Consider the following 6,210-nt stretch of genomic DNA (forward strand, 5'->3'; position numbering starts at 1 on the left):
GCTCAGCGGGGGAACTCGTCGCCGCCGCGATAGCCGAGCAGTGGATCGTACAGATCGGTGCGCCGGTCACGGACCAGGTCGTTGAGGTCGTTCCAGATCGGCGCCGACCGCGACGCGGCGAGGTCGAGATCGGCGTAGACGGTCGTCTCGCCCTCGGCGGGGGCGACGGAGCCGATCGGCCACCCGCCCGTGCCCGTGATAAGCGAGCAGCCGAGGAACCGGCCTCCGCGCTCCTCCCCGACCCGGTTCGCCGCGACGATCGGGACGTTGTTGACGTGCGACGCGGTCATCGTCAGGTATGCGGCCATGCACCGGCCCGCGTCGTCGAAGAGCGGCGGCGGCGTCCACACCCAGTTGTTCACGCTGCAGATCACGTCCGCGCCCTGGACGGACAGGAGCCGCGCGACCTCGGGGAACCAGATGTCCCAGCAGATCAGCAGGCCGATGCGGCCGATCCTCGTGGGGAAGACGGGGAAACCCAGGTCGCCGGGCTCGAAGTACAGCTTCTCCCGGTTCCACAGGTGGGTCTTCCGGTAGGTGCCGATCACCCCGTCCGGCCCGATGAGCACGGCCGTGTCGAAGAGCCGCACACCGTCGCGCTCGGCCACACCGCCGACGATGTGCAGGCCGCGCTCCCGGGCGATCGCGGCCCAGGCCCGCGTGGTCGGCCCGTCCGGGACGGGCTCTGCGTGCGCGTACGCCTCCTCCCGGTCGGCGAACCCGTAGCCGGTGCCTGCCAGTTCCGGGAGCACGATCAGCGTCGCCCCCTGGTCGGCCGCCTCGTTGATCAGTTCGATGCTTCGACGAACGTTTCCGTCCTTGTTCTCCAGGCCGACCTGGGGGTCGAACTGGACGGCGGCCGCGGTGACCGGGCTGATGGCGGACATGGGCTGCTCCTTCATCACTGCGAGGGGGTGGCGGACGGCGTCTTCGTCAGGCGGGCCGCGGCGGCGAGGAGCATACGCTCGGCGCCCGGCCGGGCGATCAGTTGCAGCCCGGCGGGCAGCCCGTCGACGAGGGCGGCGGGCACGCTGACCGCGGGAAGTCCGAGCACGCTCCAGGGGCTGGTGTACGCCAGGAGCGCGGCGCGGACGTCGACGGGCGTCCCGTTCAGCACCAGCGTCCGGGCCCCCAGCGGCGGAGCGACGACCGGAACGGTCGGCATCGCGAGGAACTCGAAGCGGCCGAAGAGGGCCGTCACCGCCCCGCGGACCCGTTCCCGCAGCTCGCGGGCCGCGGCGGTGTCCTCGGCGGTGATCCGTCCGGCCGCGCGGAGCCGCGCCAGCACCTCCGCGTCGTAGAGTTCCGGCGCGGCGGCCATCCGGCCCGCGTGGAACCGCTGGACCTCGCCGCTCTGGATCGCGGTGTAGGCCCACCGCAACCGGGCGAGGTCCGGGACGGCGACGTCCCGGACGGGCAGCGGTTCCAGCATCGCGCGGGCGGCGGCGGCCACGCGCGGGTCCACCGGGTGGACGGCGTCCGGCGCCACCCACCCGACCCGGGCGGCGGAGACGTCCGGGACCGGGGCGTCCTGCCCGGTGAGAGCGTTCCACAGGAACAGGCAGTCATCGGCGGTCCGCGCCATCGGGCCCACGGTGTCCAGGGAGGGCGAGACCGGGAAGACCCCGTCGGACGGCACGGCGCCGAGGGTGGGCTTGAGCCCGACGATCCCGCAGCACGCGGCGGGGATGCGCACCGAGCCGCCGGTGTCGGTGCCCACCGCGAGCGGCACGATCCCGGCGGCCACCGCCGCGGCGGACCCGCTGCTGGACCCGCCGGCGAGACGCGCGTCCCCGTACGGGTTGCGGGTCGCCCCGTTCAGCGACCGGTCGCCGGTCGGCCCGAAGGCGAACTCGTGGGTCGTGGTCTTTCCGACGATGACCGCGCCGGCCGCTCGCAACCGGCGGACGCATTCGGCGTCGTGCTCGGGCACCCGGTCCGCGTGGTGACGGGACCCCATCGTGGTGCGCAGCCCGGCGGTGTCGACCATGTCCTTGACCGCGACAGGGATGCCGTGGAGGGGACCGCGGTCGAGGCCCGCGGCCAGTTCCCGTCCGGCGCGCTCCGCCGCCGCTCGCGCCCCCGGCCCGTCCACGGTGACGAACGCGTTGAGCGCTTCGAGCCTTGACGCCTCGGCCAGGGACCGCTCCACCAGATCGCCCGGAGACGTCCTCCCGTCCCGCAGGGCGCCGACCAGTCCCGCGACCGTGTGCCGGGCGAACCAGCCCGCCTCCGGCGGCAGGCCGATCACGCCGACCGTCCCGCATCGACCCGTCGTGTCACGGCTTCGCCTCTTTCCCAATCGATTGGGGTGGAACTTCGACTGACCCAAACGATTGGGTCAAACGTTTGGGTTGTATAAAAGACATCGGACGGTGGCCCTGTCAAGGGCACGGCGACAGGAAGGCGGACGGGTGGCCCGCAACGACCGGCGGCGTCCCGCGACGCTGCGGACCATCGCGCAGGCGGCGGGCGTCGACGTCTCCACCGTCTCCCGGGTGCTCAACGGCTCCCCCGAGGACGCCCAGCGGGCCGCGTCCCGCGAGACCGCCGAGGAGATCCGGCGCTGGGCCGCACGGCTGGACTACCGCCCCAACCCGCACGCCACCAGCCTGCGCACCCAGCGCAGCAACCTCGTCGGCGTCCTGGTCCCCCGGCTGTCCGACCTCGTGCTCGCCACGATCTACGAGGGCGTCGAGGACGCCGCCGCCCGGCACGGCCTCACCACCTTCGTCATGAACAGCCACGACCGGCCCGAGCAGCAGCGGGCGCGCACCGAACTGGCGCTGTCCCGGCACGTCGACGGCCTGGTCTTCGGCGACGCGCACACCGACGCCGCCTTCCTCGACGAGATCGCCGAGCGGCGCGTCCCGTTCGTCCTGGTCAGCCGGCACGCCGGACGGCACCCGTCCGTCACCTGCGACGACCGCCTCGGCGGCCGCCTGGTCGCCGACCACCTGCTCGCCCTCGGCCACCGGCGGGTCGGCGTCATCGCGGGCGAGCCCTTCGCCAGCACCGGCGCCGACCGCACCGCCGGGTTCGTCGACCGGTACCGGGAGGCGGGCCACCCGGTACCCGGCTCCCACGTCGTCCACTCCGGTTTCGACGCCGCCGGCGGCCGGGCCGCCGCCGAACGCCTCCTGCGCCACGACCCCCGGCCCACGGCCCTCTTCGCCGTCAACGACTTCGCGGCCATCGGCGCGCTCGGCGTCCTGCGCGACCAGGGCCTGCGCCCCGGCGAGGACGTCGCCGTCGCCGGCTACAACGACACCCCCCTCGCGGCGGAGCTGCCCATCCCGCTCACCAGCGTCCGCTCGCCCATGCACGAGATGGGCGAACGGGCCCTCGACCTGCTCGTCGATCTGCTCGCCGGACGGACGACCGCGTCCGAGCGCCTTCCGCCCGACCTCGTCGTCCGAGCGTCCACCGACCCCGCGACACCGCCGAGGACGCTCGAGGAATCCTGACCGGGTTCCGCGGAATCTCACCGCCTGAAGGCGGCACGCCCCCGGACCAGCCCGCGCGGGACCTCCCTGTACGGCGAGGACAGCCGATCACCATCGCGAGACCGGTGGACGCTCTTCGGCACAGCCGCCCGATGTTACACTGAGTAATTGTTCGATAGCTTCCCCCACCCTCGTCGAACGGGGGTGTTTGTGCGGCTATGGGGGTAGTTGCGGCGACCAAAGATTTAGAGTCGGAGGGGAGACCGCATGGGCACCGGGGACGCCTCCCAGGATCCGACCGACCCGCATGTACAGACGGTGGTCACCCGCCTGTTCTCCGAGCTCGGCTACGACGCGGTCACCAATCAGATGATCGCGAGTGCGGTCGGTGTTCCCGTCGATGTGGTGACCGAACAGTACGGCGGCAAGCGTGCCCTGTACGTGCAGGTCTTCGAGGACGCCAACCAGCGATGGCGTGACCACGTGCGGGACACCGCAGGAGAGATCACTCCGGACGCGGACGGCCTGCGTCAGTTGATAAACCTCTACGTCGACCATTGCTTGGAGCATCCTGAGATGGCCAGGCTCTGGATCCATCGTTGGCTGTCCGACGCCAGCGACATCGCCGGACTCGAGGAGCGGACGAGCGCGCTCAATATGAGGCAGGCGCTTGAGGTCATCGGCCCAGCGGTCAGGCCGGACGTCGACGCCGAGGCGCTCATGTTGACTCTGGTCTGGGTGGTCAACGGTTACCTGCAATCAGGATTTCCTGACGCGGCCGGCCGAGCGACCCCGCCTGACGCCTCGGGTGCACTGGACCGGTTTCGCCGTCACCTGAACGAGCTCATTCGCCTGGTGACGGCCCCCACACCCTGACGAACCCGTCGGCGGAGGCCCCCGGCACTGAGCCGAGCCACTGCCGAACGGTCTACCAACCGCGGCGACTCCGCGCAGCGCCGGCCCATCGCGGTCGAACGCATTCCTCGACAGGGCGGCCGTCGCAGCGCATGGCAGACCCGCCGGGGTCACCGAATCCGGCTGCGCCCGGACCCCGCCGTCCAGCGGCCCGCGGAATCACGAAGCTCGTCAGCCGAAGGCGGCGCGTCCCCGGACCAGCGGCAGGAAGACCTCTTCCACGATCTCGACGAGGACGCCGTCCGGCACGGCCGGGACGCCCCGCGCCATGTACTCGTTGCGCAGCAGCGCGACCGGCGTGGACGCGACCCGGGGATGCAGCGCCTCGGCCGCGGCCTCACCGCGCGCCACCGCCCGGCCGAGCACCGTCAGCCACGCCGCCTCGTAGGCGCCGCCACCGCCGTCCCGCAACTCGGCGAGCGCCTCCGGCGCGCTCCCCGCCGCCGCGATCAGCCCGCGCAGGATCTCCCCGTACGGCGACGACCAGGTGCTGTTCGCGCGGCGCAGCAGGTCCAGAGCGTCGTCCCGCAGCGAACCGGTGTCCGGCACCGTGACCTCCGCGTCGGCCAGCCGGCGGTACGCGGCGACACCGAGCGCGACGCGATTCGGCCACCGCCGGTAGATCGCGTTCTTGTTCGTGCCGGCCCGCCGCGCCACCTCGTCCATGGTCAGGCCGCCGACGCCGGACTCCCGCAGCACCTCGGCCGCCGCCCGCAGGATCGCCTCCTCCAGCGCGGCCCCCCGCCGCCGCGACCCACCGCCCTCAGCCATGCAGCCCCTTCACCGTCCTAGGGTACGAAGCGTACTTCAATTTGCTCCCTCCAGCGCCGAGAGAACATGCCTTAGGGTACGTTTCGTACCGTAACATCGACGCGAAGGAACGATCATGCGCGCTCTCGGCATCAACTTCGACACCGGCTTCACCAGCGCGGGGACCACCACCCGCGAGCCCTTCGACCCGGCCACCGTCCGCCGCGAGATGGCCATCATCCGCAACGACCTGCGCTGCGACGCCGTCCGGATCACCGGCGGCGACCGCGACCGCCTGGAGACGGCCGCCCGCCTCGCCGCCGACGCCGGACTCGAAGTCTGGTACTGCCCGTTCACCAACGGCCTCGACCAGGACGAACTGCTCGACTTCCTGACCGACAGCGCCGCCCGCGCGGAGAGGCTGCGCCGCACCGGCGCCGAGGTGGTCTTCCTCACCGGCTCGGAGATCTCCATCTGCACGGCCGGCTTCATCCCCGGCGACACCCTTCAGGAAAGAGCCGCCGTCCTCTCCGACCCGCAGCGGCTCCGCACCGCGCTGGCCACCCTGCCCACCGCGATCAACGCCTTCCTCGGCAAGGCCGTCGCAGCCGTGCGGGCCGAGTTCGGCGGCCGCGTCGGTTACGCCTCGCTGCCGTTCGAGGGCGTCGACTGGACACCGTTCGACATGGTCGCCACCGACGCCGGCTACCGCGACGCGCAGAACGCCGACCAGCTCCCGGCCGGGCTGCGCGCCCTGACCGCTCACGGCAGGCCCGCGGCGGTCACCGAGTTCGGCTGCGCCGCCTACCGAGGCGCCGCCGCCATCGCGAGCCGGGGCGACGAGGTCATCGAATGGAACGACCGGGCCCGCCCCGCCCGCTTCACCCGTCCCGTCGTCCGCGACGAACAGGAGCAGGCCGACTACCTGCGCGAACTCCTCGGCATCTTCGAGAACTCGGGGATCGACGCGGCCTTCGTCTACACCTTCGCCCGCTACGACCTGCCTCACGCCGACACCGACGCCCTCGACTTCGACAAGGCCTCCTTCGGCATCGTCAAGGTCCTCCCGGGCAAGGGCACCACCTACCCGGACATGCCC

At 72.3% G+C, this 6,210-nt stretch carries 6 protein-coding genes; 3 read left to right on the forward strand and 3 right to left on the reverse strand.

Annotated elements, in window-relative coordinates; translation table 11 throughout:
• Positions 1 to 2 precede the first annotated feature (2 nt).
• On the reverse strand, positions 3 to 887 hold the full coding sequence (locus tag AB0K37_RS24150; RefSeq protein WP_363984708.1) for a nitrilase family protein: 885 nt from the start codon (positions 885 to 887) through the stop codon (positions 3 to 5).
• Between the two features lie 14 nt (positions 888 to 901).
• Positions 902 to 2,251: an amidase gene (locus AB0K37_RS24155; protein ID WP_363984710.1), complete on the reverse strand. Its 1,350-nt coding sequence runs from the start codon at positions 2,249 to 2,251 to the stop codon at positions 902 to 904.
• Positions 2,252 to 2,414: 163 nt separating this feature from the next.
• On the opposite strand from AB0K37_RS24155, the gene AB0K37_RS24160 reads away from it, so the two are divergent.
• Together AB0K37_RS24160 and AB0K37_RS24165 are read left to right on the forward strand one after the other, a co-directional pair.
• The gene (locus AB0K37_RS24160; RefSeq protein WP_363984712.1) at positions 2,415 to 3,467 is read left to right on the forward strand and encodes a LacI family DNA-binding transcriptional regulator; all 1,053 of its coding nucleotides are present in this window, start codon (positions 2,415 to 2,417) and stop codon (positions 3,465 to 3,467) included.
• Positions 3,468 to 3,713: 246 nt separating this feature from the next.
• Complete coding sequence (locus AB0K37_RS24165; protein WP_363984714.1) at positions 3,714 to 4,322, forward strand: TetR/AcrR family transcriptional regulator; 609 nt, start codon at positions 3,714 to 3,716, stop codon at positions 4,320 to 4,322.
• Positions 4,323 to 4,532: 210 nt separating this feature from the next.
• Here AB0K37_RS24165 and AB0K37_RS24170 read toward each other — a convergent pair whose 3' ends face one another.
• The gene (locus AB0K37_RS24170; RefSeq protein ID WP_363984716.1) at positions 4,533 to 5,132 is read right to left on the reverse strand and encodes a TetR/AcrR family transcriptional regulator; all 600 of its coding nucleotides are present in this window, start codon (positions 5,130 to 5,132) and stop codon (positions 4,533 to 4,535) included.
• A 115-nt stretch (positions 5,133 to 5,247) separates the two neighbouring features.
• On the opposite strand from AB0K37_RS24170, the gene AB0K37_RS24175 reads away from it, so the two are divergent.
• On the forward strand, positions 5,248 to 6,210 hold a 963-nt coding region (locus AB0K37_RS24175), incomplete at its 3' end, for a hypothetical protein (RefSeq protein ID WP_363984718.1).

It is taken from the genome of Actinomadura sp. NPDC049753 (assembly GCF_040674655.1).
GTDB lineage: Bacteria > Actinomycetota > Actinomycetes > Streptosporangiales > Streptosporangiaceae > Spirillospora > Spirillospora verrucosospora.

Excerpts from the sequence above, each read along its gene's own strand:
- AB0K37_RS24165 (WP_363984714.1), top strand. The coding sequence starts at position 3,714 with ATGGGCACCGGGGACGCCTCCCAGGATCCGACCGACCCGCATGTACAG.
- AB0K37_RS24170 (WP_363984716.1), bottom strand. The coding sequence starts at position 5,132 with ATGGCTGAGGGCGGTGGGTCGCGGCGGCGGGGGGCCGCGCTGGAGGAG.
- AB0K37_RS24150 (WP_363984708.1), bottom strand. The coding sequence starts at position 887 with ATGTCCGCCATCAGCCCGGTCACCGCGGCCGCCGTCCAGTTCGACCCC.